The organism is Methylobacter luteus IMV-B-3098, assembly GCF_000427625.1.
Classification (GTDB): Bacteria; Pseudomonadota; Gammaproteobacteria; order Methylococcales; family Methylomonadaceae; genus Methylobacter; species Methylobacter luteus.
In genome coordinates this window covers 4351685-4378578 of the sequence record NZ_KE386569.1, presented here as the reverse complement: position 1 = coordinate 4378578, position 26894 = coordinate 4351685, and the positions used below count along the sequence as shown (strand labels likewise).

The 26894-nt window shown below is 52.1% G+C and carries 21 protein-coding genes and 1 pseudogene; 16 read left to right on the top strand and 6 right to left on the bottom strand.

Annotated features, from left to right (window positions below; genetic code table 11):
* Nucleotides 1–175 precede the first annotated feature (175 nt).
* The 4 genes from METLU_RS0122690 to METLU_RS0122675 all read left to right on the top strand — a co-directional run bounded on the left by METLU_RS0122690 (nucleotide 176) and on the right by METLU_RS0122675 (nucleotide 5713).
* On the top strand, nucleotides 176–1720 hold the full coding sequence (locus METLU_RS0122690) for a 2-isopropylmalate synthase (protein WP_027160199.1): 1545 nt from the start codon (nucleotides 176–178) through the stop codon (nucleotides 1718–1720).
* 19 nt (nucleotides 1721–1739) lie between these two features.
* A complete protein-coding gene (locus METLU_RS0122685) occupies nucleotides 1740–2456 on the top strand; it encodes a uracil-DNA glycosylase (RefSeq protein ID WP_027160198.1) in 717 nt (238 codons plus the stop codon).
* Nucleotides 2457–2458: 2 nt separating this feature from the next.
* The gene (gene rimI, locus METLU_RS0122680) at nucleotides 2459–2998 is read left to right on the top strand and encodes a ribosomal protein S18-alanine N-acetyltransferase (RefSeq protein WP_027160197.1); all 540 of its coding nucleotides are present in this window, start codon (nucleotides 2459–2461) and stop codon (nucleotides 2996–2998) included.
* A gap of 453 nt (nucleotides 2999–3451) precedes the next feature.
* Complete coding sequence (locus METLU_RS0122675; RefSeq protein WP_027160196.1) at nucleotides 3452–5713, top strand: TonB-dependent receptor plug domain-containing protein; 2262 nt, start codon at nucleotides 3452–3454, stop codon at nucleotides 5711–5713.
* A 118-nt stretch (nucleotides 5714–5831) separates the two neighbouring features.
* Here METLU_RS0122675 and METLU_RS0122670 read toward each other — a convergent pair whose 3' ends face one another.
* Nucleotides 5832–6623 (bottom strand): inositol monophosphatase family protein, encoded by a 792-nt coding sequence (locus METLU_RS0122670; RefSeq protein ID WP_027160195.1) that lies wholly within the window; start codon nucleotides 6621–6623, stop codon nucleotides 5832–5834.
* Between the two features lie 91 nt (nucleotides 6624–6714).
* Between METLU_RS0122670 and METLU_RS0122665 the strand changes: the two genes are divergently transcribed.
* From METLU_RS0122665 to METLU_RS0122640, 5 genes are all read left to right on the top strand, one after another.
* A complete protein-coding gene (locus METLU_RS0122665; RefSeq protein WP_027160194.1) occupies nucleotides 6715–7443 on the top strand; it encodes an RNA methyltransferase in 729 nt (242 codons plus the stop codon).
* A gap of 1 nt (nucleotide 7444) precedes the next feature.
* Nucleotides 7445–8221, top strand: coding sequence for a serine O-acetyltransferase (cysE, locus tag METLU_RS0122660; protein ID WP_027160193.1), 777 nt, complete (start codon nucleotides 7445–7447; stop codon nucleotides 8219–8221).
* A gap of 267 nt (nucleotides 8222–8488) precedes the next feature.
* A complete protein-coding gene (gene iscR, locus METLU_RS0122650; protein ID WP_027160192.1) occupies nucleotides 8489–8971 on the top strand; it encodes a Fe-S cluster assembly transcriptional regulator IscR in 483 nt (160 codons plus the stop codon).
* Nucleotides 8972–8976: 5 nt separating this feature from the next.
* Nucleotides 8977–10077 carry a cysteine desulfurase family protein gene (locus METLU_RS0122645; protein WP_027160191.1) on the top strand — a complete coding sequence of 367 codons (1101 nt, stop codon included), beginning with the start codon at nucleotides 8977–8979 and terminating at the stop codon, nucleotides 10075–10077.
* A gap of 25 nt (nucleotides 10078–10102) precedes the next feature.
* Entirely contained in the window at nucleotides 10103–10426 is a 324-nt protein-coding gene (locus tag METLU_RS0122640; RefSeq protein ID WP_027160190.1) for a HesB/IscA family protein, read from the top strand.
* A 71-nt stretch (nucleotides 10427–10497) separates the two neighbouring features.
* Here METLU_RS0122640 and METLU_RS0122635 read toward each other — a convergent pair whose 3' ends face one another.
* The 3 genes from METLU_RS0122635 to METLU_RS0122625 all read right to left on the bottom strand — a co-directional run bounded on the left by METLU_RS0122635 (nucleotide 10498) and on the right by METLU_RS0122625 (nucleotide 15383).
* A complete protein-coding gene (locus METLU_RS0122635) occupies nucleotides 10498–11193 on the bottom strand; it encodes an esterase/lipase family protein (RefSeq protein WP_027160189.1) in 696 nt (231 codons plus the stop codon).
* A complete protein-coding gene (locus tag METLU_RS0122630) occupies nucleotides 11174–14251 on the bottom strand; it encodes an efflux RND transporter permease subunit (protein WP_027160188.1) in 3078 nt (1025 codons plus the stop codon). The genes METLU_RS0122635 and METLU_RS0122630 overlap by 20 nt, the downstream gene beginning before the upstream one ends.
* A 112-nt stretch (nucleotides 14252–14363) precedes the next feature.
* Nucleotides 14364–15383, bottom strand: a complete 1020-nt coding sequence (locus tag METLU_RS0122625; RefSeq protein WP_231383681.1) for an efflux RND transporter periplasmic adaptor subunit — start codon at nucleotides 15381–15383, stop codon at nucleotides 14364–14366.
* A gap of 145 nt (nucleotides 15384–15528) precedes the next feature.
* Between METLU_RS0122625 and gcvH the strand changes: the two genes are divergently transcribed.
* The 4 genes from gcvH to mazG all read left to right on the top strand — a co-directional run bounded on the left by gcvH (nucleotide 15529) and on the right by mazG (nucleotide 18217).
* Nucleotides 15529–15912: a glycine cleavage system protein GcvH gene (gcvH, locus tag METLU_RS0122620; RefSeq protein WP_027160186.1), complete on the top strand. Its 384-nt coding sequence runs from the start codon at nucleotides 15529–15531 to the stop codon at nucleotides 15910–15912.
* A 192-nt stretch (nucleotides 15913–16104) separates the two neighbouring features.
* Nucleotides 16105–16467, top strand: coding sequence for a diacylglycerol kinase (locus tag METLU_RS0122615; protein ID WP_027160185.1), 363 nt, complete (start codon nucleotides 16105–16107; stop codon nucleotides 16465–16467).
* A 10-nt stretch (nucleotides 16468–16477) separates the two neighbouring features.
* Nucleotides 16478–17410 carry a carbohydrate kinase family protein gene (locus METLU_RS0122610; RefSeq protein ID WP_027160184.1) on the top strand — a complete coding sequence of 311 codons (933 nt, stop codon included), beginning with the start codon at nucleotides 16478–16480 and terminating at the stop codon, nucleotides 17408–17410.
* A 9-nt stretch (nucleotides 17411–17419) separates the two neighbouring features.
* Nucleotides 17420–18217: a nucleoside triphosphate pyrophosphohydrolase gene (gene mazG / locus METLU_RS0122605; RefSeq protein ID WP_027160183.1), complete on the top strand. Its 798-nt coding sequence runs from the start codon at nucleotides 17420–17422 to the stop codon at nucleotides 18215–18217.
* A gap of 11 nt (nucleotides 18218–18228) precedes the next feature.
* On the opposite strand, the gene METLU_RS0122600 is transcribed toward mazG, so the two are convergent.
* Entirely contained in the window at nucleotides 18229–18777 is a 549-nt protein-coding gene (locus METLU_RS0122600; RefSeq protein ID WP_027160182.1) for a response regulator transcription factor, read from the bottom strand.
* Nucleotides 18758–20137 carry an ATP-binding protein gene (locus tag METLU_RS0122595; RefSeq protein ID WP_027160181.1) on the bottom strand — a complete coding sequence of 460 codons (1380 nt, stop codon included), beginning with the start codon at nucleotides 20135–20137 and terminating at the stop codon, nucleotides 18758–18760. Before METLU_RS0122595 ends, METLU_RS0122600 begins: the two co-directional genes overlap by 20 nt.
* A 1183-nt stretch (nucleotides 20138–21320) precedes the next feature.
* Between METLU_RS0122595 and METLU_RS0122585 the strand changes: the two genes are divergently transcribed.
* The 3 genes and pseudogenes from METLU_RS0122585 to METLU_RS27585 all read left to right on the top strand — a co-directional run bounded on the left by METLU_RS0122585 (nucleotide 21321) and on the right by METLU_RS27585 (nucleotide 25709).
* Nucleotides 21321–22619 carry a hypothetical protein gene (locus METLU_RS0122585; RefSeq protein ID WP_231383680.1) on the top strand — a complete coding sequence of 433 codons (1299 nt, stop codon included), beginning with the start codon at nucleotides 21321–21323 and terminating at the stop codon, nucleotides 22617–22619.
* Between the two features lie 333 nt (nucleotides 22620–22952).
* Nucleotides 22953–24517, top strand: a pseudogene (locus tag METLU_RS0122575) (IS3 family transposase).
* Nucleotides 24518–24919: 402 nt separating this feature from the next.
* Nucleotides 24920–25709, top strand: a protein-coding gene (locus METLU_RS27585) for an IS5 family transposase (RefSeq protein WP_155920432.1) whose coding sequence is annotated in 2 segments (ribosomal slippage) — nucleotides 24920–25182 and nucleotides 25181–25709 — 792 coding nt in all. Because the reading frame shifts where the segments join, the coding sequence is not laid out codon by codon here.
* Nucleotides 25710–26894 lie beyond the last annotated feature (1185 nt).

Genomic DNA, 26894 nt, shown 5'->3' with positions numbered 1-26894 from the left:
TTTAAAAACGTTTTTACCAGCGCCCTGTCTGTCGGGTCAGGGCTGCGCGCATTGCCGTGTCTATCTTTAAGATTCCTGCCCTGACGGGCGCATTCTTCTCTCTTGCTTTATTTGAACCCCCTTTACTAATCGCTATCAACGGAAGCGTTGATAGTTCTCCATGCATGGAGCCCCTATGAAAGACAAGTTAATTATATTCGATACCACCTTGCGCGATGGCGAACAAAGCCCCGGCGCCTCGATGACGCGGGATGAGAAAGTCAGGATTGGCAAGGCGCTGGAGCGTTTGAGAGTAGACGTGATCGAGGCAGGATTCCCCATTGCCAGTATTGGCGACTTCGAAGCCGTCCAAGCTGTAGCCAAAGCCGTTAAAGATAGCATCGTGTGCGGCTTGGCCAGGGCGCTGGACAAGGATATCGATCGCGCCGGCGAGGCGCTTAAGGGCGCCAGCCGGTCACGTATCCATACTTTCATCGCCACCTCGCCGATCCACATGCAGATGAAACTGCAGATGCAGCCGGAGCAAGTGATCGAGTATGCCGTCAGAGCCGTAAAACGCGCTCGGCAGTATACCGATGATGTCGAATTTTCGGCCGAAGATGCCGGACGTTCGGAAGAGGACTTTCTGTGCCGTATTTTTGAGGCCGTCATCGATGCCGGCGCCACGACGCTGAATATCCCCGATACGGTCGGTTACAGCATTCCGCAACAGTTCGGCGAGACGATCTCTAATCTGATCCGGCGCATCCCGAATTCTGACAAGGCTGTTTTCTCGGTCCATTGCCATAACGACCTGGGACTGGCCGTCGCCAACTCCCTGTCTGCGGTCATGAACGGCGCGCGCCAGATTGAATGCACGATCAACGGCCTGGGCGAACGCGCCGGCAATGCTTCGCTGGAAGAAGTCGTCATGGCGGTCCGCACGCGTCAGGATGTGTTTGGGTGTCAGACAGGCATCGATACGCGCGAGATCGTCACCTGTTCAAAGCTGGTCTCGTCGATTACCGGCTTCCCCGTGCAGCCCAACAAGGCCATCGTGGGCGCCAATGCCTTTGCGCACGAATCCGGCATTCACCAGGACGGCGTGCTGAAAAGCCGCGAGACTTATGAAATCATGCGCGCCGAGGATGTCGGCTGGACAGCCAACCGCATGGTCATGGGCAAGCATTCCGGCCGCAATGCGTTCAAAAGCCGCATGACCGAACTGGGTTTTGAATTCGCTTCCGAAGAAGAGTTGAACGATGCCTTTTTCCGCTTCAAGCAACTGGCCGATAAAAAACACGACATTTTCGATGAAGACCTGCAGGCGTTGATATCGGAGGTCGGTTTCGAGTCTGAAGACGAACATGTCAAATTGATCGCGCTGAAGGTCTGTTCCGAAACCGGCGAAATCCCTAACGCCACGGTCACCTTGCGCATCGGCAGCCAGGAAGTCATGGGCAACGCCAATGGCGGCGGCGCTGTCGACGCCAGCCTTAAAGCCATCGAGAAGCTGGTGAAGTCCGACGCTTCGCTGGAGCTTTATTCGGTCAACAATATTACCAACGGCACCGATGCCCAGGGCGAAGTCACGGTACGCCTTGAAAAAGCAGGCCGCATCGTCAATGGCCTGGGCGCCGATACCGACATCGTCATTGCTTCGGCGAAAGCCTATGTCAACGCCATCAACAAGCTGCAGACGCCGGATCAACGCCGGCATCCGCAAAAAGGCGATGTTTAGCCTTTGCTGATAAGACATCATGGATAACGCGCTGCGTTTGCAATACCTGGAGGCGATGGGCATCGATGTATGGGTGCCCATCGCCGCGCCCGCGTCTGACCAGAGATTGCTGCCGCTTGCTGATAGCGTAGCGCCGGCTATTGCTGCATCGGCGCCGTCCGAATACGAGCCAACGCCAGCCGATCCGGATAATTGGGAATCGCTGCAAGCCGAAGTGGCGGTATGCCGAAAATGCGTTTTGTGCGAGACGCGCACGCAGACGGTTTTCGGCACCGGCAATAAACAGGCTGACTGGCTGGTGATCGGCGAAGCGCCGGGGCAAAGCGAGGACCTGCAAGGCCAGCCGTTTGTCGGCAAGGCCGGGCAACTGCTAACGGAAATGCTTCGAGCGTTGGGCCTGGCCCGGGAGGACGTCTTCATCGCCAATATTTTGAAATGCAGGCCGCCCGACAATCGCGACCCCAAAGCAGACGAAATTGAAGCCTGTCATGCGTATCTGCAACGGCAACTAGCGCTGGTTCAACCCAAGATCATCTTGGCTGTAGGGCGCATTGCCGCGCAGTCTCTGTTAAAGACTGAGGCCCCATTAGCCAAGCTCAGAAACAAAGTGCATACTTTAGATGAAACGCCGGTCGTTGTGGTTTATCATCCGGCCTATTTATTGCGTTCACTACAGGAAAAGCGCAAAGCCTGGATGGATTTACAGTTGGCGATGAAGACGTACACAGAAGGTTGATTATGCGGGTAATGTTAGAGAAGATAAAAAGTTGGTTGGTTTATGATGCGGATAGGGAATTCTATGCCAAGGTATTTCCTGATTCCATGAGTAGAAGGGATCTGATGCGGATTAGAAGAATGACGATGTCCGATCTGCCCAGCGTGGCGGCGATCGAAAAAAAAGGTTATCAATTCCCGTGGGGCGAAGACATTTTCAGGGATTGCCTGAAAGCGCGCTATGATTGTTGGGTCTGTGAAGAGCGGGATAAAGTGCTGGGTTATTGCATTGCTTCCATCGCCGTCGGCGAGGCGCATGTCTTAAATCTTTGCGTGGACCCTGCCGAGCAAGGCCAAGGCATCGGCCGGAAATTGCTGGAAAATCTGATTGAATCAGCAAGAGGTCGGGCCGAAACCGTTTTTCTGGAAGTCCGGCCTTCCAACACAGTCGCCATTGCCCTTTACGAAAACATTGGCTTCAACGAAATAGGCATCAGGAAAGGCTACTACCCGGCTGAAAATGGCCGCGAAGATGCGCTGATGCTGGCATTGGAGCTTTTTTAACAGGATTGTTCGCAGGGACGCTTTTATTATTCACCGGCTTCAAATAACGAGGCTGATCTTTTGATTAAACATACGGTGTAGTCCTACTTCTGGCCTTTTCCTCTCCCTGCCCTGCCAAAGCCATCAATCTGAATCGACACGATTGTTGTTGATATTTCCCGTCATAAAATCCTGCCCGCCGGCAGATCTTTAAAGCCTCTTCTTGAAGCAGATCAATATATATTTTTGTTAAAACATTACCCGGCATCTGCCTGGACTTTACTTGAAAATAATTAAACTATGTTATTTAACACACTAAAGTAGGTTATTTCCCACACTCTAGTAAGTCATTAATTACATTTTTAGCAACAATCCTCATTTTCTTTGGATGAGCAAGGCCTGGCGCCTTGTTAAGTATTAGGCATGAAAAATGCTTATTATTAGAAAGTTATTAACTAATAAATAAGTAAAATAATGAAGAAGTACTTACTCTTATTGGGAGCCAGTTATTTAGGAAGCGGGATTGCTGCCGAACCTGTAACCACAGATAGATCCGACATCAACGCCAGCCAGAAGGAAGACCATGCGCAAAGCGCCGACGATGCCACGATTCTGGACACGATGATCATCAAAGGCCAATCCTCCAATATCGATGTGCCATTCGGCTCTTATCTCGACCATTCCAGGATAGCGCTGTCCAGAACGGCTATCAGCGACACGGCCAAAATGTTCAGCGATGTGCCCGGCATGAGCCTTTCGGGCGGCGGCGGTATTTCCAGTCGCCCCATTCTGCATGGCATGGCCGATGACCGCCTGCGCGTACAGGTAGACGGCATGAATTTGATTTCGGCTTGCGCCAATCACATGAATCCGGCGCTGTCCTATGTCGCACCCTCCAGCGTTCTTAGCGCCCAGATACTGGCCGGCATTACGCCGGTGAGCCTGGGCGGCGACAGTATCGGCGGCACGATTCGCGTCAATTCGGCCGATCCCGAGTTTGCCGAGGACGGCGAGATGCCGTTAATCAGAGGCCAGCTTTCAGGCTTTTACCGCAGCAACGGCGACGCTTACGGCGGCAACATTTCCGCCTCGATAGCGAACGAGAACGCATCGCTGACTTACACGGGTTCTTCGGTACAGTCGCGTAACTACAAAGCCGGCGGCGATTTCACGACTGTCAACCGCATCAACGGCAAGGACGTCGTCGGATCATCAGCTTACCGGTCCGAAAACCAGTCGCTGTCATTGGCCTTGCGCAACGACAAGCACCTCGCCGTTATTAAGGTAGGTCAGCAAAATATCCCTTACCAGGGCTTCCCCAACGTGCGCATGGACATGACTGGCGATGACAGTTGGTTTGCCAACGTCTCCACCCAAAGCCAGTTCGACTGGGGCAACCTGGAAACACGCGCTTATCACGAGGACGCCCGGCACAAGATGAACTTCCTGAAGGACAAGGGCGGCGAAACGGGCCGGACCATGCCCATGGATACGCACGGCATCAATCAGGGCTTGATGGTCAAAGCCAACATCGATGTGACCGACAGGCATTTGCTGACCGTCGGCAGCGAATATCAGCGCTATCGATTGAATGACTGGTGGGACCCGATCGGCACCAATCCGATGAAAATGATGCAGGGGCCGGGACCGTTCTGGAACATCTTTGAAGGCAAGCGCGACAGGCTGGATGTGTTCACCGAATGGGAAGGCCGCTGGAACCAGCAATGGCTGACCCTGCTCGGCATCCGCGTGGGCGGCGTGGAAATGGATACCGGCGAGGTCGTGGACTATGGCAAGCTCACTCCGGACGCCATCGCCTTCAACAATACCAAGCACAAACGCACCGATGTCAATATCGACTGGACGGCCCTGGCGCGCTATACCTTCAATGACATGCAGACTTACGAACTGGGTGTCGCTAGAAAAACGCGCTCGCCAAGCCTGTACGAGCGCTACGCCTGGTCGCGCGGCACCCGAATGGGCATGATGGTCATGCCGATGAACATGTTCATGAACAATTGGGTCGGCGACGGTAACGGCTATGTGGGCAATATCAACCTGCAGCCCGAAGTCGCTCATACGATCAGCGCGACCGCCGACTGGCATGACGTGAATCAGGAAGACTGGCAAGTCAAGGTCACGCCTTTTTACACCAATGTCGACAATTATATCGATGCCGAACTGTGTCAGCCGGCCAACGGCCTGACCTGCGCCAGCCCGTCGCACGGGGGCTTTAATCTGCTGCAACTGAACAACTTTGAAGCGCATCTGTTCGGCGTCGATGTGTCCGGCAAGAAATTGTTGCTGGAAACCAGCCGATACGGCAGGCTGACCGGCAGAACGGTCATGAGTTATGTCCGGGGACAAAACAACGATACGGGCGGCAATCTGTATCAGCAGATGCCGTTCAATGCGCTGATCGCTCTGGAGCACCAGCTGGGTGGCTGGTCCAACACGATCGAAACCCAGATCGTCGATGCCAAAGACGACGTGCAGGACGTGCGTCTGGAACCTAAAACCGCAGGTTTTGCGTTGCTGAATCTGCGCAGCAGCTACAGCTGGAAGCATATGCGCGTCGATGCCGGCATAGACAATGTGCTGGATAAGAACTACGCCCTGCCGTTAGGCGGTACTTACATAGGCGAAAGACACCCTGTCTCAGGGCAGTATATAGCCGGAACCGCCGTGCCCGGCATGGGGCGGTCGTTCAACGTCGGGCTGACGTTGACCTACTAGCCCTTCTCCGGTTGGCGTATGACAACCGGACTCTCTATGACGCAACCGCGAAGGACACGAAGTTTTATTTTGATTTTCTTTGTGTCCTTCGTGGTTTATCAATTTAATTGACTGTCGCTTATTTCAAAGCCGGCGTCACATGCGACTCGATCGCCTGATACATGGTTTGGTGCATTCTGGGATTGGCCGCAATCACATTGCCCGATTCCATGAATTTGTCATTAAAGGAAAAATCGGTGACGACGCCGCCGGCTTCTTTGATCAGCAGGATGCCCGCCGCCATGTCCCACTCGTGCAGGCCAATTTCCCAAAAACCATCCAGCCGTCCGGCGGCCACATAAGCCAGATCCAGCGCCGCGGCACCGGCTCGGCGAATACCGGCCGAATCCGACATGGCGCGGAACATGCCCAGATAAGCATCAAGATGCTGCAGATTTTTAAAAGGAAAGCCTGTACCGATCAGCGCACCCACCAAGCCGGTCTGCGTTGTGACCCTGATGCGGCGGTTATTCAGCATCGCGCCGCCGCCGCGCTTGGCGGTAAACAGCTCATCGCGCAACGGATCATAAACCACGCCGACTTCGATTTTGTTTTTATGCATCAAGGCAATGGAAACGGCATATTGAGGGAAGCCGTGCAGAAAATTAGTCGTGCCGTCCAGCGGATCGATCACCCAGACATAATCATTGCCTTTGTGCGCGCCGCTTTCTTCAGCCAGGATAGCATGCTCGGGATAAGCGGTTTTGATGATATTGATGATTTCCCGTTCGGCCATCTGATCGACTTCGCTGGCAAAATCATTTCTGCTTTTTTGATTGATGCGCAAACGGCCGACATTGTCGGATGAACGTATGATAAGGTCGCCGGCGCTTCTTGCAGCGCGGACGGCAATATTAAGCATTGGTTGCATAGGCTGAATTTATAATGAGCAAGTAGAAAACCTCCATAGCATACCAAATCTTTTGGTAAACTTGGCTCTTTTTTCCACGAAGAGACAATCATTGCTGTCTAATATCAAAATCGTTCTGGTCGAAACTTCGCACCCGGGCAATATTGGCGCCGTTGCCCGTGCCATGAAGAATATGAAAATGAATAATCTGTGGCTGGTTGCGCCTAAAATTTTTCCGAGCGCCGACGCAACCTCGCGGGCATCCGGCGCCGATGACGTGCTCGCGCGCGCAACCGTCTGCCAGACCTTGGAGGAAGCCATTGCCGATTGCCAGCTGGTCATCGGCGCCAGCGCCCGTTGCCGGACGATCAGCTGGCCGGAAATGACGCCTCGGGAATGCGCCGAGAAACTCGCCGTCGACGCGCAAACGGCTAAAGCCGCCATTATTTTTGGCCGCGAAAATTCCGGGCTGAAAAACCATGAACTGGACCTGTGCCGCTATCTGCTCCGTATTCCCTGCAATAGCGAATACAGCTCGCTGAACCTTGCCGCGGCCGTGCAAGTGATCTGCTATGAATTATTCGTCGCCTCCGGCCAGCCGCACGAACTAATGATCGGCGACAAGGGCGAAGACCCTTCAGCCACGACGGCGCAGATGGAGATGTTCTATGACCATCTATACGAGGCCTTGACCGATATCGGTTTCATGCATCCTGACAAGTCAAAGTCGATTATGCGGCGTCTGCGCAGACTTTTTAATCGCGCGCAACTCGATACAAAAGAAGTGGACATCCTCAGAGGCATCTTGAGAATGTCCCAGGGCCATAAAAGGAATCAGTGATATGCTTAACAGATTGAGAGAAGACATTCTGTGCGTTTTCGAGCGTGATCCGGCGGCACAATCCGTTTTCGAGATCATTACCGCCTATCCCGGCATTCACGCCATCTTGATTCACCGCATCAGTCATTATTGCTGGAACGCCGGCCTCAAATGGCTGGCGCGCTTTATCGCCCACATCGGCCGCTGGCTGACAGGCATCGAAATTCATCCCGGCGCCCAGATAGGCCGCCGCTTCTTTATCGATCACGGCATGGGCGTCGTGATCGGCGAGACCGCCGTGATCGGCGATGACTGCACGCTGTATCACGGCGTAACACTGGGCGGCACGACCTGGCAGAAAGGCAAGCGCCATCCGACGCTGCACAATGGTGTGGTCATAGGCGCCGGTGCGAAGGTTTTAGGACCTATCGAGATAGGGCAAGGCGCTCGCGTCGGCTCGAATTCAGTCGTACTGAAATCCGTACCGGCCGGCGCAACGGTAGTCGGCATTCCGGGCCATATTGTCGATTCCAAAACCAGAAAATCAACGCTGGGGCGCGATGCAATCGCCACCAAGATGGGGTTTGATGCCTATGGCGCGACGGCCGATATGCCGGACCCTATCGCTAACGCGATTAACCGCATGCTTGATCATATCCATGTGCTGGACGAGCAGATAGAAGGCATGAAAAAAGCGCTGAATGATGCCGGCATCGCCTACTCGCAGCCCCCGGTGCCCGATCTGGAGGGCTGTGAAATCGAGGACAGCTACGTGAAAGACAGGAAAGAAGAAATTTAATCAGTTATTTGTGTCCCTGGACATGTCATCAATCCAGGGACACAAGCGCATTCCCTTCCCCTGCCTGTTCAATTCAAACAAACTGCCGGGCTTTACCATCAAGCCGGCAACTCCTGCTTAATTAATCCTTAACTATCTGATTACAATAGTTTAATACTTCAATAATAGTCATGATTTATCTGTAAAAAAACAACCTTTTAAAAGTTGACTATTTTGCTAGGTTAAGTATAGTAATGAGAACCTATTGTATTTTTGAAGGATAGTTTTATGCGCTTAACCACTAAGGGTCGCTACGCCGTGACTGCTATGCTGGACTTGGCTTTTCACAGTCAAAAAAAGCCGGTCACCTTAACCGAAATAGCAACTCGTCAAACTATTTCCCTGTCTTATCTGGAACAGTTATTCGCGCGTTTACGCCGTGCCGGCATGGTAAAAGGCGTACGCGGACCGGGCGGCGGCTATAAGCTTAGCCGCAAAGCCAATGAAATCAATATCGCCGATATCATTGCCGCTGTGGACGAGCCGCTTGATTCAACCAAATGCGGCGGCGAAGGCAACTGCCAGAATAACCAGGCCTGTTTAACTCATGACCTGTGGATGGGCCTGAGCGAGCAAATCCGCCATTATCTGACAGACATCAGCCTGGGCGCGCTCCTGGAAAGGCATCAGGTTCAGGAGGTTGCCAGAAGGCAGGAACAAGACGCTCAGCACGTCATTGTAGTCCATCGCCAAAACGGAGTTAGCGCTTAAATTAAATGATCTACCTTGATCATAACGCGACAACGCCGATAGACGAGCGGGTGTTGGACGCCATGCTGCCTTTCCTGACCACCTTCTACGGCAATCCTTCCAGCCTGTACCGCCTGGGCCGTGTCGTTCGAAGCGCTATAGAGACGGCCCGCGAGCAGATTGCGTCACTGGTCGACGTACAGCCTGGGCAAGTCATTTTTACCAGCGGCGGCACCGAAGCCAACAATATGGCCCTCGCGACAGGCAGATCCGATGCCGGACTTGCCGTTTCAGCCATTGAACACCCTTCCATTGCTGAGCCGGCCCGGCGCTTGGAAACCCAGGGACGAGAGCTTGCCATCATTGACGTGGATGCCGACGGACTGATCACGCAAGAAGCCATCGATCATATCGTCAGGCGCAAGCCCGGCCTGGCGTCTTTCATGCTGGCAAACAACGAAACCGGCGTTATCCAGGATGTAGCCAAGTACGCGCAGCAATTAAGAGAGCACCAGATCCTTGTTCATACGGATGCGGTGCAAGCCCTGGGAAAAATACCGGTGGACTTCAACCGACTGGGCGTGCATTTAATGTCTCTGTCCAGCCATAAAATCTACGGACCGAAAGGCTGTGGCGCCCTCGTATTCGAAAAAGGCGTCGAAATCAATCCGCTATTGCTGGGCGGCGGCCAGGAGCAGGAACTGAGAGCAGGAACCGAAAATGTAGCGGCCATCATCGGGTTTGGCAAAGCAGCGGAACTTGCGAAAGCAGAACTTGCCGAACGCGGCCAACGCCTGCTCGCTTTAAGAGAACAACTCGAAGATGGCTTAATGGCCATTCCCGGTTTAACGATTTTTGCCCGGAAGGCTCAGCGGCTGCCCAATACCGTCCAGTTTGGCATTGACGGGCTCGACGGCGAAATGCTGCTCATGAAGCTGGACCAGAAAAATGTCTCCGTCTCCAGCGGCTCGGCCTGCGCCAGCGGCGCAAGAGAACCCAGTGCCGTGCTGACGGCCATGGGCATCGAGCCCGATCTGGCCAAAAGCGCCATTCGCGTCAGCCTAGGGCAAGCCAATGCGGCCGCTGACATCAGCAAATTCATTGAATTATTGAAATCCTTGTTGTAAAGGAAAAAAGTACCCAGAGGTTATTATGTCTGTTTCACTAACAGAAAGCGCAGCGCGTCAGATTCAAAAACAACTTGAAAAACGCGGCAAAGGCATCGGCTTAAAACTCGGCATCAAAAAATCCGGCTGCTCCGGTTACGCTTATGCCCTAGATTATGCCGATGCACTCACTGAAAGCGACGTCGTCTTTGAAAACTTCGGCGTTAAAATCATCGTTCAGGAGACCGATCTGCCTGTGGTTGACGGCATCGAGGTCGATTATCGCCGCGAAGGCATCAATGCGGCGTTTCAGTTCAACAATCCCAATGTCAAAGGCACCTGCGGCTGCGGCGAGAGTTTTTCTGTTTGATAGCCAATAGACAAGACGACTAACGAAGGTTAGCCGCCCCTCCACTATCAATCTGCTCAAATTCAACAAACTCAACGATGCAACCCATTGGCAAAGCGTCCTTGTTGAATAAAATGCAGCGCCTGCTCTATGGCATGCTCTCGCCGCATAATAAAAGGATGTGAATAAGGCACGACAATAAAGTCTCTCATGCCATCCACCTTCGCCCGGTTTACCGACACCTTGCCATCGTTAATGCCGGAAATGATCAGAGAAAGTAAGGGATTGACGCTTCTATCGCCGGCAATAATCCCTACAGGAAAATTCACAGGCCCTAATGCGCTAGGCAGACTGTCTTTATCCGTACCCAACTGTAATCCGGCAGGACCGTTTATACGATAAAACAACGGCCAGCCTGCCAGTCTGTCCACAATTTCACTGCCTTGGCTGGGCGGAGCCAGCATAACTACCTGCCCCAGTTTGTCGATGTTTTTTGCCGATAAGTAATAGCGAACCAGAATCCCGCCCATGGAGTGGGTCAGGAAATGAATTTTTTTAATCCGGCTTGAATCACATCCTTTCAGCGCCTGGGCTATATACTCCAACGCTAACGACTCAATTTCCCTTTCGCGAGACGGATAATTCACATTGATGATTTTATAGCCGTATGCCGCAAGCAATTTACCGGCCTTATTCATGCTGAAACTGGTCCTGGCCAAACCGTGCAGCAGAATAATGGCTTCCGACCCCTGCTCTATATTTTTTAATCTATGTTTTAAATTTTCCATAATGTAACAATACGCCCGGCAATAATAATAAGTTCAGCAATGTTGAAGACGCCAGCCCGCCGATAATAATTGCTGCCATCGGCCCCATGATTTCGCGCCCCGGATTGTCGCTGTTGAAGGCGATCGGGAACATGGCCAGCCCGGTCACCAGCGCCGTCATCAGGATGGACGGCAAGCGCTCCTGGGCGCCCTGAGTGGCGGTTTCCAGGTTCCAGCTTTTTCCCTCGACTTCGACCAGATAGCGGTAGTGCGACAATAGCATGATGCTGTTGCGCACGGTAATGCCGAACAGGGTCACGAAGCCGACCACCGAGCCGACCGATAAGGTCGCGCCGGTCAATACGACCGCGGCAACGCCACCGATCAGGGCAAACGGCAGATTAGCCAGCGTCAGCAGGACGTGACGAAAACTGCCTATGGCAATATAGATAAAAATCAGCACGCCGGCGCCGGCCAGCAAGGCATGCAGAATCAGCTCGTTACGGGCCTGGGCCTGCTCGATCGCGGCCCCCGTGAATTCAGGGTAAACATCGGCCGAGAACGGAATATCCTCCAGCACGCGCGTTTTAAGCTCCCGCATGAAATCATCCAGGTCCCGGTCGATGATATTGCAGGTAACGGTTTGCCGGCGTTGCACGCCCTGATGCAGGATGTTGTAGCGACTGGCCGCGTGCCTGATCTCAGCGACTTGCGACAGCATGATCAAACTACCGTCCTGAGTTCTGATCGGCAGTTGCGCAATCGATTCGGGCTGCTTTCTTAACGCCGGCGCAAGGGCCACGGCAACATTGAAGATTTTATTGCCTTGGGCGTGCTTGCCGACAAGGCGCGTCTCGTAGGCGGTCTGCAGGGTATCGATGACCTGCGACGGCAATATGCCCCAGAAGCCAAGCTGATCCAGATCCAGATCGATTTGCAGCAGCGGCGTGCCGGGCGGCGAGCGCAACTGCACGTCGGAGGCGCCGGGAATGCTGCGCATGATTTCGGCCAGTGTCTGGGCCTTGTCGTCAAGAACACCCAGGTCGTTGCCATAAATATTGACGACGACCGGCGAGGTGTAACCGGAAATGGTCTCATCGACCCGCTCCGTCAAAAAAGTATTGGCTTCGAATAAAATGCCCGGAAAATCACTCAGAATGTCTCTGAGCCTGTTCAATATCTGCTGCTGCTCCGATCCAGACATGGGCTTGAGGCGGACCTCGTACTCGCTGTAATGGCTGCCGTACGTGTCGGCGCCGCGTTCGGCCCGCCCGGCCCATTGCGATACGGATTCAACGCCTTCAATCTTCATGAATTGCTCGGTCAGTCTGGTGCCGATCCTTAGCGATTCCTGCAAGGACGTGCCAGGCATGCTGGTCGTATGGACAATGTAATGGCCCTCGCGCAACTCGGGCAGGAACTTGCTGTCAAGGCCTAAAAACGCCAGTAAGCCGGCCAGACACACGATCATGCTGCCGGTCATGACTGTCTTGAAATGCCCGATCACGAAACTTAACAAGGCCCCGTAGCGCGGCTTGATGCGCCGGATCAAAGGCGGCTCGTCATCGCCGGCACGACTGCCGAGCAGCACGTAGCACAAGGCCGGCGTCAGAGTCAGCGCCACCAGCAGCGACATTAGGATAGCCAGAATGTAGGAATAGCCCAACGGCGCAAACAGGCGCCCTGCCACGCCGTTCAATGTCAATAACGGCACAAACACCAGTGCGACGATAAAGCTCGCGTAAACGACCGAACTGCGCACCTCCAGCGATGCCTTGTAAACGACGTCGACCACAGGCAGAGGTCGCTCTGACAGGCGGTTCTCGCGCAAGCGCCGGAAAATATTCTCGGTGTCGATAATGGCGTCATCGACGACTTCGCCCAAGGCGATCGCCAGGCCGCCGAGCACCATGATATTGAGATTGACCCCGGCTTCCAGCAGGACGATGACGGCACTGATCAGCGACAACGGAATGGCCAGCGCCGAAATAAAGGCCGTGCGGAAGTTAAACAGAAACAGATACAGAATAATGACCACGAACAAGCCGCCGATCAGCAAATGCCCTGACAAATTGGCCAGCGACGTTTCGATATAGTCAGCAGGCCGGAACAGGTGCGAATGGAACGTGAGGGCCTGCTTGCTGAAAATAGGCCCGAATTCCTTCAGCGCCTGCTCCACCTGCCTGGACACAGACAGAGTGTTGGCCCCGTATTGACCGATCACCATCATGACGATGCCGGGCTTGCCCATGATTTGCGCGGCGCCAATCGGCGGCTCCGGCGCATAAGCAATCGTGGCCACCTCGCCCAGCGTAATGTTGCGGCCCTGATCGCGTTTAACGATGATTTTGACGAACTGTTCGGGCGTGACGGGTTGACCGGTCACCTGTAATGTAAATCGCTGGCTGTCGTTTTCGATAAACCCGCCGCCCTGAATAGTACCCGCTTGTGAGGCAGCCCGAATAATGTCATCGAGCGCCAGATTAAAGCGATGCAACTGCACGGGATCGACCTGAATCTGCAACTGCGCGATCTCGCCGCCGAACACATTGACATCGGCAACCCCGGGCACGGACAAAAGGCGCGGCACGAGCGTCCAGTCGACCAGGCTGCGCAAGGCCATCAGGTCTTTGCTGTCGGAACTTAAGCCGATAGTCAACACCGTGGCTGACGACGAAGACAGCGGAATTGCCACAGGCGTGCCTATGCCTTGCGGCAGCCGACCCGATAAACTGGCCAGCCGCTCGCTGACCAGCTGCCGGTTGCGGTAAATATCGCTGTCCTCGCTGAATATCGCAGTCACAATCGACAGGCCCTGAATCGACTCGGAGCGCACCGATTCCATGCCGATCAGGCCGCTGATCGCCATTTCGATCTGCTGCGTCACCAGCACTTCAACCTGTTCGGAAGAAAGTCCGGGCGATTCGGTTTGGATAATGACCTGTTTGGGCGAAAAAGCCGGAAAAATATCGAGTCCCGCCGTCGAAAAGCGATAAATGCCATACAGCAGGATCAGCACGGCCAGCGCGATGACGATGCCGTAGAAGCGGATGGAAAAACGGACGAGAGCGGCCAGCATGATTTTGTTAATATTCCCGATTAAACACGATTTCAGTCGTCGACTGTAAGGCTTCCTGGATGGATACGCTTCAGCCGGCCAGCGGCTGGATGAACCGTATGACTATGACGGACTAATCATCATCCTCATCGGGAATCTGCCCGCGCAACTCTTCCGACAACAGCATTTGAGCGCCCGTCGTCACCAGTTCCTCGCCGGGCTCGATGCCGCTGCCGACAAAATAACCGTCGGCTGCGGCTGAGAAATGCGCGACAGGGCGACGACTGAACCGATCCTTATCGGTTTTGACATAAACATACGCCTGATCCAGATGCCAGATCAATGCCGGTTTGGGAATCATCACGCCGACCCGGTCTTCATCCTGCTGCGTAATCCATGCCGCGACGCGCATGCCGGGCCTGATGCGGCCGCTATCGGCCTGGAAGAAGTAGCTTTCACCCTGAAGTGCGCCATCGATTTGCGGCGCGGCCGATATGAGCGTAGCTTTACTGGCTTTGCTGCGAACGCCTGACGGTTCAATATGAATTTCTTTAATGCCGTCGGCCAAATGACTGTTGGCTGGCAGGGTGATTAAAAGCAGGATTTGTCGGCCCGATAAAAAAGGTGCCAGCTTGCCCGAGTCAGGCGACAGAACCCAGTCGGTCAATTCCTTGCCCCAGCTGATCAAGGCTTCGTCATAAATAACCTTGAGGCGGAGTTGTGAAGCGTCCAATAGAGCTTTGTCGGTTTGCCATAGCGACTGCTGATTTTGCAAGCTGCGTTTTGACGCGATGTCATTATTATATAGGTCCTGCTGACGCTTGATGCCCTGCTCGGCCAGCTTGAATTTTGCCGTCGCGTTCTTGTGCTCGGCCAGCGCGGCCAGATACTGACTGCGCAGGGCGAGCAGCGGCTGGATGGCAACAGCCTTCCCGTATGCGGTAAATTCAGGCTGATAATTTGAAGCGGTCAGCGTTATAGACTCCAAACCTGATAATTTCTGCGCTTCATCGCTCAGAACCACAGCCGGCTGCCCTGTTGTAATCTGTACTGGCTGAGTTCGATTATCGTCATCATCGGCAAAAACGGGAAAAATGCCGACAGCAAAAAAAACGGCTATTAAATACGCATAAATTCTGGCAGAGAAAAGCATGGAGTCGACGAGCCTTATAGAGATTGACTGAAATTATAAGGCCAGCCCATCGGTTAAATAAATTTTTTTGTTGTTTTTAAAAAATAGCGCGTTATCCTTGAAATCAACAATACAAGCTACGTAAACACTATTTTGAGAGATGAATATGAGTGATTTGCCGGAAAACCTGAAATATGCCAAAACCCATGAATGGGCATTGCTGGAAGACGACAATACAGTACGCGTCGGCATAACGGATTTCGCCCAGCAGGAATTGGGCGATCTGGTTTATATCGAACTGCCTGAACTGGGGCGCAAGGTAGCCGCACAGGAACAATGCGCGGTCGTCGAATCGGTTAAAACCGCATCGGACTTGTTCAGCCCAGTTGCCGGCGAGATTATCGCCGTCAATGCCGCCCTGGCCGATGAGCCTGAACAGGTTAATGACAATGCCTATCAGGCCTGGCTTTTCTGCGTTAAAGCGGACAACTTGTCCGATCTGGATCAATTAATGGATGCCGAGGCTTATGGTCAGCTGATTGAACAGTAAACCTGCCTGTGAGTTATGCACAAAATCTGTGGATAAGTTTGCGGATAACGCGTTTATATTAAATGCAAGCTTTTGACTTTGTATAATTTTTTTAAATTGTACAGAGTTTGGGCGATTTATTCTGCTGTTTATAACGAAATTGCCCTTCAGATTGTGTATCATTGGCGGCTTTTGATCACTTAACGAAAAATAATGGCGAATCAAAATGCAAAAGGCCTTGAACGGCTCATAAACGCATGTTTCTTTTCTTTTGCCGGCTTCAAGGCGACCTGGACACACGAAGAGGCCTTCAGGCAGGAAGTACTGCTGTTTGTCATCGCGACGCCGCTGGCAATCTGGCTGGGAGAGACCGCTATCGAAAAACTGCTGCTGATCGGCAGTATCGTGCTGGTAATGCTGGTTGAGTTATTGAATTCAGCGGTAGAGACGGTCGTCGACCGGGTCGGCCTCGAACGTCATGAATTATCCGGCAGAGCCAAGGATATTGGTTCTGCCGCGGTTATGCTGTCCATGGCCTGGGCAGCGGTCACCTGGACTTTAATAATTTTAATATAAGAGGAACACAATGAGCGCACTGATATGCGGATCAATGGCTTACGATACCATCATGGTTTTTCGTGACAAGTTTAAAAACCATATTCTGCCGGAAAAAGTCCATATTCTGAATGTATCGTTTCTGGTTCCCGCTATACGCCGTGAATACGGCGGCTGTGCCGGCAACATTGCCTACAATCTGAAATTGCTGGGCGAAGAGCCTTTGGCGATGGCGACGGTCGGCCATGATTTCGAACCGTATGCGCAATGGATGTGCCAGAACGGCTTGTCCAGCGAATTCATCCAGATCCTGGATGGCCATTATACGGGCCAAGCCTACATCACGACCGACGAAGACGATAATCAGATTACGGCCTTTCACCCGGGCGCGATGAACTTCTCGCATTTAAACTCCGTGCCTGTGGACCGGGATGTCTGCATCGGCATCGTGGCACCAGACGGGAAGGAAGGCATGCAATTGCATGCCGAGCAGTTCGCCGAACTGAGCATCCCATTTATTTTCGATCCCGGTCAGGGCATGCCGATGTTCAATGGCGAAGAGCTGATCAAGTTTGTGGATCTGGCCACATGGGTCACGCTGAATGATTATGAGTCCGAATTGATGCAGCAGCGTACCGGTCTGTCACTGGAGCAAATCGCTGATCGAGTCGAAGCTTTGATCGTCACGCTGGGCGGCAACGGCTCCAAGATTTATACCGATGGCGAATGCATTAATATCCCTGCCGCCAAACCTAAGACCCTGCTCGATCCTACCGGCTGTGGCGATGCCTATCGCGCAGGACTTCTATACGGCTTGATGAACGAGATGGACTGGGAAATGACCGGCCGGATCGCTTCGTTAATGGGCGCGATTAAAATCGAACATCACGGCACCCAGAATCATGCCTTCGATATGGACGCGTTCAGGGAAAGATATCGCGAAAATTTCGGGTCCTCATTTTAATTGCGTCTGATGCTGAAAAATACGCAAAATCTGTTGGACATCATGTCCCGCCTGCGCCACCCGGAGCACGGGTGCGAGTGGGACGTCAAACAGGACTTTTACAGTTTGATTCCTTATACGATTGAAGAAGCCTACGAAGTCGCCGATGCGATAGAGCGCAATGATCTGGATGATTTGCGCTCGGAACTGGGGGATTTGCTGTTACAGGTGGTCTTCCATTGCCGCATCGCCGAGGAACGCGGTCTGTTCGATTTCGAACAGGTCGCGGCAGCGATTTGTGAGAAACTGGTGCGCCGACATCCTCATGTTTTTTCGGATGCGGTATTTACCAGCGATGAGGAACGCAAGCAGGCCTGGGAACAGGCGAAAGCCCTGGAAAGGCAGCAAAAAAACAAGGCCGTGGAGCAGGACAGCGTTTTATCCGGCGTGGCCGTCAATCTGCCGGCCCTGGTGCAATGCGAGAAAATCCTGAACCGCGCCGCCAGCCATGGCTTTGACTGGCCCGAGGTGCTGCCGGTTTTCGATAAAGTCATGGAAGAACTGAATGAGGTCAAGGACGCCTGGCAGTCCGGCGATCAGGCGCATATCCAGGAGGAAATCGGCGACTTGCTGTTGGTGGCCGTGAATCTGGCGCGGCATTTAAAGGTCAATCCCGAAATCGCGCTCAAGGAGAGCACGAAAAAATTCTCCAAACGCTTTCAATATATAGAGCAGCAGGTTCAGGCGTCGGGCCGTGATCTGAGAGACTGCGAACTGGCCGAACTGGATGCTTTCTGGAACGAGGCGAAAGCGGCGCTAAAAAAATAAGAACCGGCAGACTATTCCCGCACCGGCCGTTTCTCCAGTTTCCTTTGCAATGTGCGCCTATGCATGTGCAAGGCCCTGGCCGCGGCCGATATATTGCCGTCATGCTGCATCAGTACCTTCTGCAGGTGCTCCCACTCCAGACGCTTTACCGACAAAGGTGTTTCGCTGATCGATACCGACGAATCGCCTTCGTTTTTATGCAGGGCGCTCACGATTTCATCGGCGTTGGCCGGCTTGGTCAAATAATGGATAGCACCGAGTTTGATGGCTTCAACGGCGGTGGCAATGCTGGCGAAACCGGTCAGCATAACGATCTGGGTATTGTCGTCCAAAGAGATCAGTTTTTTGACCAGTTCCAGGCCCGATTCATGGCCGATGCGCAAATCAATGACCGCGTATTCCGGCAGATTTTGTTCGGCAAGCAGGATGCCGTTTTTGACATCATTGGCCACCAACACTTCATAATTTCTTTTTTGCAAGGCACTCTTGAGAACATTGCAAAAAGTCTCATCATCATCCACGAGCAGCAGGCGCGGCTTATCAATATCCTGGGTTGTCATCGTTCCTCTCTGTATTCAAAAGGGGCAGTGTGATTTCTACACAGGCACCACCGGTTTCTACATTATAAAAATTGATTTTACCGCCTAAGCGATTGATAGTGGAATAAGTCAAAAACAACCCGACACCCAAGCCGCGTGTCTTGCTGATAACGGGTTGCTTACCTGCCAGTTCGATCAATTCCGGCGGCAGACCGGGGCCATAATCACGAATCCTGATATGGGCATGATCCAAGTCCCATGATGCATGGAATTCGATGCCCAGTTCGGGCGGAGAAGCCTCTGCCGCATTATTCAGGATATTGATGATCGAATGTGTCAGCGTGCGCTCCGCAAGGATTTTAGCGTTCACGGCAACATGAGGATCGATAAAAAAGTTCAACTTCGCACCGGACTTATGCGCGCGCCATTGCTTGAGCACACCATCGATATATTCGGTCAGCAACATGACTCTGCCCGATTCGGCGCGCATTTCACCGGCCGAGGCTGACATGACCGACAGCGCCTCTTTGCAGCGGTCAATCTGTTGCTGCATGATCAGCACTTTCTCGTGCAGATCGGGAAAACGATGAATCGGGTACTCCTGTTCCATCTCGTGAGCGACTATGGCAATCGTGCCCAATGGCGTACCCATGTCGTGGGCCGCGCTGGCAGCCAGTGTACCCAATGAGACGACGCGCTCGTCCCTTAATGCGTTTTCGCGCGCTTCAGCCAGATACCGTTCCTGGCTTCTTAATGTCTTAGCCAGTTCCACGACAAAGAACGCGACCAAACCGGCACTGAATACGAAACCAAACCACATGCCGAACATATGCAGATTGAAGTAATGCTTGTCGCTCATGGCATGCATTTTCTGCAACGTATCGTAATGCGCCATCTCCAAAGGCATCAAGTCCGGATTGGGCATGTGAGGCTCTATTGAAGGCAAGGGAATATTGTAACCAATCAAGACCGTATACATGGACGTGGTTAAAATCACCATATACCAGGCATAGGATTGCGGCAGCATGATCGCGGTAATAATAAGCGGCAATAAGAACATCCAGATAATAGGGTTGGATGCGCCGCCGGTCAGATACAGCAAGGATGCGATCCCAAAAACATCGATGGCCAGCTGCGAGAAAATTTCAAGCTCAGTAACCAGGTCCTCCGTTTTTAGGCGCATCCAGGTATAAAGGTTGACAGCGGCTATCGACAGTATCACCAGCCATAACTGCTCTTGCGGCAGGGGAATATTAAGTCCGTATATGGATAGAAAAACAAGCCCCGCCTCACTGACGATCATCAGATTTCTGAGGATGAAGATCCACTTCAGGTTTTGCAGGGCAGAAATTTCTGATTTGGGTGAAACGTGTGAGAGCATTGACATTAAAAAGTGACGTATGTAGCAAAGTTTTCAATAAATTTACCGGTCTTACCGCATAAAATCCACCACTAATTCAGCTGCGACAATATGTCACATTTTTATTTGCCAAATCCGTTGCTATTATTAACCTAACTTTTAAGGCTCTGTTAGAGCCAGATAGCTGAAAGTTGCGTTATATCTTCCTAATGTATTTTTGAGGCGGTTTTTTTAACCGCCTTTTTTTTGCCTGCCATAAATACGCTTGAACGAGATTGTCCGTTCTTTGAATTAAAGTTTCCTCAAAAAGTTGCGAGATAAACTTTGCCACATCTGAATATTTAAAAATCCCGGATCAGGCCTGTGATACTTTTGAGAATCAACGTCTCTAGTTCTGCCGCAATACCCTTTCCAATTTCAGGCACAGGGAATGCCGGGCTCCATACATCAGATCGGCGTGAGCGTTTTCTGTCTCTTCCAGAGCACATCATTCAGGGCTGTAGCGCATTTGCAGCGAGTCATAGTTGCTTGATACGAGCTTCGTGGTTCTTAAAGAAAGAAGGAACTGCTGAATTCATAAATCCTGGAATTATCTGAATTATTCATGCTCGGTCTTTACGATGCCTTTAAAACGATGGGACGTGATGACTGCTCAGTCAGCGCGGCGATGCCCTGGCCAATTTTCCGAAGTCGCACCAGGGGCAGCGCGGCCAATCCGTCCTGCAGCCAATCCCATTCCGCCGCAGTGAGACAGGGGGCTTCGGCGAGTCGTCGGCAACAGCCACGCAGCCCAGGCGGCATAGCCAATCAGGATTGTCGTCAAGGATAGCTCGTACGTACGCTTCGATATCAGAATGGAGTTGGGTAAGAGTGTACATCTTTGAATCCGGCCTTTGTAACCGGGCTTTGAAAAAGCCTTTATTATGGGTTGAGTAATAGTGGAACTGAAATTCCGAATGACCGGAATAATGCCCTAAAACGACATTTACCGTTTAAGGATCTGATCTAACAGGTGGATTTGGTTCGATCCGAGACAATCAATGTCGGCGCTGTTTTACAATCGATTGACATGCGCCTGATAATAGGCGCTAATGCTCGTTTTCATACCATTGAACTTCAAGCCCTTTATTCAGAAATGTCTTAAGGAGTTGATAACCTCATGCGCTGCGAGCTTCAACCTTCCTGTCCAGGTGCCCATCGATGGATGCCGAAAGCCGTTCTGCTACTCGCCCTGACCTTGGGTGCGAGCGGCTGCAATTTACTCAAAAGCACCCTGGAATTGCCGGAGCAAGGCATCCGCTCCCTGTTTTCGCTCAACCAGGAAAACGGCGCGCCCGATCCCGTCGAACTGCAATCCCAGCTGTTGCGCTTTGCTGACCATGCTATCGAAGCGCTTAATCTTGCCTCCGACAAGTTGCAGCACGAAGACGATCAGCTCTCCCGAAGGCGCCCCCTTCTGATGCGCATCACCACTACCAACGATATACTAGCCATCGCCACCGGAGCCAACGCTTATGCCAACCTGCTCGATATGATCATCTTCGCCAGCTTGAACCGGATGAATGTCGAGGACTATTGGATGCCCAAGTTCTACGGCGAATCAGCCAGACCTTATCTACGCGCCTCTCAAGAAGTAGAGAAGGAAATTTGGCGGATTGCCTCGGATAAGCTGAAAAAAGAACAGCTCTCGGAACTGCGTGCCGCCATCCGCACCTGGCACGAGCAACATCCGGATGCACGCACGCCCCGTGATCTCGGCTCGCTGGGCTTCGCGTCTGAAATCGCGCAGATGAACCGTGATCCCCAGACCGGAATCACCAGTAGTGTCTTCGACCTGTTAGCCATCGATCCATTGGCGGATCTCGACCCCGCAACTCGCGAACTGGCCGACACTCGCCTGTTTGCGGAACGCGGCATGCTCCTGGCGCGGCACATGCCGACTCTGATCCGCTGGGAAACCGAATTACTGGCCTTCCAGACGGCGGAAATGCCCCAGATGGATAAGCTGCTGGCCAATACCACCCAACTGTCCGAATCGGCGGACCGGCTCAGCCAGACGACAGAGCGCTTGCCCGATTTCATCAGCGCCGAGCGCCGGCAGATCGTCCAGGCCCTGAACACGCATCAGCCAGGCCTCATCAGCCTCGCTGCACAGGCCGAGAAAGCTCTGGACGCAGGCAAGCAGATGTCCGATGCATCCAACGCCACCCTAAAGTCTTTTCAAGATGTGTTGCGCCAGCTCCAAGCCAGATCATCCGACCCGAACATCGAGCCCTTCCGCATCAACGACTACACTGCCGCCGCCTCGCAGATCAATAGCGCTGCGCAGAAACTGACGGGATTGCTGCAAGCCTTCGAGCAGACCCTGGTCCCCGGCAAGGAATTAGTGGACTATACGCTCAGGCAGACCTTGTTTCTGGGCTTGATGCTAATCGGTTCCGCTTGCCTGATGGTGCTGGCTTCCGCCGTGGTTTTCTGGCGGTTGAAGAAGAAATTTGCTTGAGCAATTGGTTGATGGCGGCGAGGGATGTAGGGGCAATAGCTCGTAGGCTGGGTTGGAGCTTTGCGGAAACCCAGCTTTGGCGGCTTCGAAATGCTGGGTTTATCAACCCAGCCTACGAGCTTGAGCAATTGGTTGATGGTGGCGAGGGATGTAGGGCAATAGCTGCATACGGCGTAATACGGCTATCGCCTATTACGCCCTATAATTACACCTTATCGCGTTAAAGTTGAGTTAACCAGCATTCAAATGCGTAGCATCGCGGAGTTTTTGAATGTCCCCCCTGTGTCAGGATAACTGTCGCCTCTAATTTTCATTGATTGACTATTAGAGGTAATGAAATTGAAAAAGAAGACTTATTATACGAAAGCTTTTCGCCAACAGGCGTTGGAGAAAGTTTATAACCGGGGCGATCGTACCGTTCAAGCGATTGCCGATGACTTGAACATAAACAGCTGGACGTTGAAGAACTGGATGAAATTACCGAAAAACGTGGTTGAGGGCCAAGCCGACCTGATGACAAAACGACCTCAAGACTGGAATCAGAGCGAACGTTTTCAACTGATCCTGGATAGTCAGGGCAAGGCAGGGGAAACATTGCATGCCTGGTGCCGGGAACAAGGGATTTTTCCGCATCATTTACACGCCTGGCGTAAAGCCTTTGAAACCGGCACGTCGGAGACTGCCGTCAGTCGCGCTGACTGGCGAGAACTGCAAGTGAGCCATCAAGCGTTACAGCGGGAGCTGAAGCGCAAGGAAAAAGCCTTGGCGGAAGCGGCGGCCTTACTGGNTCTGCAAAAAAAGTATCAGGCGCTCTGGGAGGAAAAGGACGCATGATTTCCCTGTCAGAGCGCCAACAAATTGTGTCTTGGCTAGACGAAGCCCACGCCGCCGGAGCCCGTCGGCATCGAGCCTGCGACTTATTGGGGATCACCTTGCGCACATTGCAGCGCTGGCAGCAATCGGGTGAAGTCGCGGAAGACGGTCGTCGCGGCCGCCAGCTGATTCCCGCGAACAAACTCAGTGAGCAGGAGCGTCAGTCCGTGTTGTCGGTAGCCAATTCGGCCGAATTTGCCGCGCTGGCGCCCAGCCAGATCGTGCCGATTCTGGCCGAGCGGGGTCAGTATCTGGCTTCGGAATCGACCTTCTACCGGATCTTGCGCGAGGCGAAGCAACTTCAGCATCGCCAGGCCAGTCGGGCGGCCACCGACTGCCGCAAGCCGAAAGCCCTGAAGGCCACGGCGCCCAATCAGCTGTACAGCTGGGATATTACCTATCTGCCCACGGCCGTCAAAGGGGTATTCCTGTATCTTTATCTGTTTATGGATGTTTACAGCCGCAAGATTGTCGGTTGGCAGGTGTACGAACGCGAAAGCAGCGAATGGGCGGCGGACATTGTGCGGGATATCGTGCANCGGGAAGGCNTCCCCCGTCAGCAGGTGACNNTGCATTCTGACAACGGCGGCCCCATGAAGGGNGCCACGATGCTGGCGACCCTGCAGGCCTTGGGCATCCTGCCGTCGTTCTCGCGACCGGCGGTGAGCAATGATAATCCGTATTCGGAAGCCTTGTTCAAGACCCTCAAATATCGGCCGGACTATCCGGTCCACCCCTTTGCGGATTTGAATCAGGCCCGACGCTGGGTGGCTGGCTTTGTGGACTGGTATAACCATGAACATCGGCACAGCGCCATTCAGTTTGTCACGCCAGATCAGCGGCATAGCGGACAAGACTTCGCGATTTTGAAACAGCGAAAGGCGGCCTATCAAGCCGCCAAAAAGCGCCGTCCGGAACGCTGGCGGAGCAAAACACGAAATTGGGAGCCTGTACTTGAGGTCTATTTGAACCCTGACCAGAAGGACAAAAATATAATTCGGCAGGCGCTGAAAAAAGCGGCCTGATTTAACTGTTGAGGCGACAGTTATTTTGACAATTACCGTGTCTGCGTTTAGCTCTCTGTTAGAGCTTTCCCTCTGCTCTTCTTCTGATTTTTCTTCGCTCTCTTTTCGGCTTTCTTCAGCTAACTCACTCAGCTTACTTATATATGGATATCCGTAAATATCCTTGTACCCATCAAGGAAACACTCCTTGTCCCTAAACTCTCGAAACAATGGCCACTCGTGGTATGCCAATTCGTTAATCATTTCACCTTGTTTACCAATTAGCCTCATCAATTCAATTGATTTATCGTAATCTCCCCTCAACACGGCCACGGCGAGCTTAAAATCTGGAATCATTGCACTCCAATCTTCCTTTTCTAAGAGCCTGTTCAATATCTGCTGAGTATGATAGATAATGAGGGCATGAGAAAAGTGTACCCCAGCGACATCAGTCGCGAACAATTTGAACCGATCAGAGCTCTGCTAGAAAATGCTCGCAAGAAAACCCGACCTCGTACAGTGGACTTGTATGAAGTGTTCTGTGCCATTCTGTACTTGCTGAAGAGCGGCTGCCAGTGGCGCATGCTGCCGAGCGACTTTCCGAAATGGCGCACGGTCCATCATTATTTTTCGTTATGGAGCGAGAAACCTGAAGGTGGAACCAGCCTGCTGGAGCAGGCATTAAAAAAATCAGGTTGGCGAGGCCCGTACCAGACAGGGGCGCAACGCCAGGACGAGTTTCTGCATCGTTGATGCACAGAGTGTCAAAAACACCGACTGCGCACGCAGCAAAGGTTATGATGCCGGCAAAAAGGTTTCAGGTATCAAGCGACATATTTTTGTCGACACGCAAGGGTTACCCCATGCAATTGCCATCACCACGGCGGACGTCAGTGATCGCCAAGGGGCGCTAAAAACCATTGAACAGAACTGGAAAGACTTAACTGAGGTCACTTCGCTGCTGGTCGATGGCGGCTATAGTGGCCAACCCTTCGCCGAAGCTGTTCAGAGTCTGCTTGGCGCTTCGGTGCAGGTGGCCAAACGCCATGAGCTTCATACCTTCGCTGTCATTCCGCAACGCTGGGTAGTAGAGCGTTCGTTTGCCTGGCTGGAGAAGTGCCGAAGATTATGGAAGAACACTGAGCGCTTGCTCAATACCAGCTTACAGTTCGTTAATCTGGCCTTCCTGGCGCTGTTGCTACGGAGATATTGAACAAGCTCTAATATATTGATGGCGGATTCCTTCTTGCCAATTGCATTTAGTGCAATTGCATAATTAATAAGAATAATTCTTCTTGTTATTTCATTTGAGTGCCGTGGAAGGTCCTTGGCGAACTGACTCAACCTAATAGCGACTCCCGAATCCTCCCATGTCAAGAAGTCATAGATTAGCCGTTGAAGGTGATTGTCAGCATCTGATAGCTCTTTAGGAAGAACCTTTCTCCATAGAGTCTGCGCCAGCATCACGCCCACCTCAGTAACAACAATACAGGATGTGTAAAAATACTGACCGTCTATATCTAAATGATCTCCGACTCTTCGGTTTTTATCGGTCTTGTACCCAACTCCTTTGCATACAGATATATATTGCTGACTTATAACCCCATCACAATGGGTTAATAAGTTTCTCCTTTGGGAAGCCTCTACAAACATTGGCCATGTCTTGAATTTTCTAAGATTGATACCGAACCTGCTTTCTAGATCCTTAAATTGCTCGATGTAGCTTTTTCTTCGCAAAGTTTCAATTTCATTATCAAGAACTCCATTCTTTAAAGATTCTATTGAATCAATCTGCAAAACTTCTGCCAGTGATATTTCTCTGTTTATTGAATTAAAAAGCTGAGGTTTTTTGTTGTAAAGACCAAACAACAGATTCCCTGTCAATTTATCAAATGCACTAAATAAGTTGATGAACAGGCTTTCCACGAGAGTTTGGATCAGCTTTGACCTATCAAACCTATCAGCTAATCGACGCCCTTTTTCAAGCTCTTTGATTCCGAGTATTATCTTGTCATCCTCATCTTCCTCTGAGTTGTCAAGCAGTTCCCATCCTTTTTTAAGTGTCTCATTTATCCTATCAGCTTCATCATTCAACTCTTTAACAGCAAGAGGAACAAGGCGTTCGACACATTCCCTAATATCTAATACTGAGTGCACAAAATCATCTATTGATGCTGCAATCGGGTGGACGATTTCACTGTCCTCGTTACTCTCAGATTGTGGTTCAGCATTAGCTGTCACTTCGTTTTCATCTTCCGACTTGTTTGTCATTGGTTTCCTTTTTTCTAAGCTCTAGCAAATAATTAACCATATCGGCATATCGTATATACTAGAGTAACTGTAGGACAACAATTCTTTGAAAGCTCTGTATTTTTAAATGGGACAACATGCATTTTGA